3 tRNA genes are annotated in these 321 nt (G+C 53.0%); all 3 read left to right on the top strand.

Annotation, left to right across the window (positions count from 1 at the left end):
* The first annotated feature begins 18 nt into the window (after window positions 1-18).
* The 3 genes from J1N10_RS21180 (at window position 19) to J1N10_RS21190 (ending at window position 300) form a co-directional block, all read left to right on the top strand.
* Window positions 19-92, top strand: a tRNA-Asp gene (locus J1N10_RS21180).
* A 38-nt stretch (window positions 93-130) separates the two neighbouring features.
* A tRNA-Asp gene (locus J1N10_RS21185) sits at window positions 131-204 on the top strand.
* Between the two features lie 22 nt (window positions 205-226).
* Window positions 227-300: transfer RNA gene (locus J1N10_RS21190), tRNA-Asp, on the top strand.
* Window positions 301-321: the final 21 nt, after the last annotated feature.

The raw sequence follows: 321 nt of genomic DNA on the forward strand, positions 1-321 counted from the left end.
TTGAAATGAAATTAAACTGGTCTGGTAGTTCAGCTGGTTAGAATGCCGGCCTGTCACGCCGGAGGTCGCGGGTTCGAGTCCCGTCCAGACCGCTTGTTTAGTTTCGCTAGATATTATTGAAGATAAAACTGGTCTGGTAGTTCAGCTGGTTAGAATGCCGGCCTGTCACGCCGGAGGTCGCGGGTTCGAGTCCCGTCCAGACCGCTTGTTTTAACTTCATATTTTAGGTCTGGTAGTTCAGCTGGTTAGAATGCCGGCCTGTCACGCCGGAGGTCGCGGGTTCGAGTCCCGTCCAGACCGCTTAAAAAGGGATGCTGCTAC

This window comes from Carboxylicivirga litoralis (assembly GCF_025499605.1).
Lineage (GTDB): Bacteria > Bacteroidota > Bacteroidia > Bacteroidales > Marinilabiliaceae > Carboxylicivirga > Carboxylicivirga litoralis.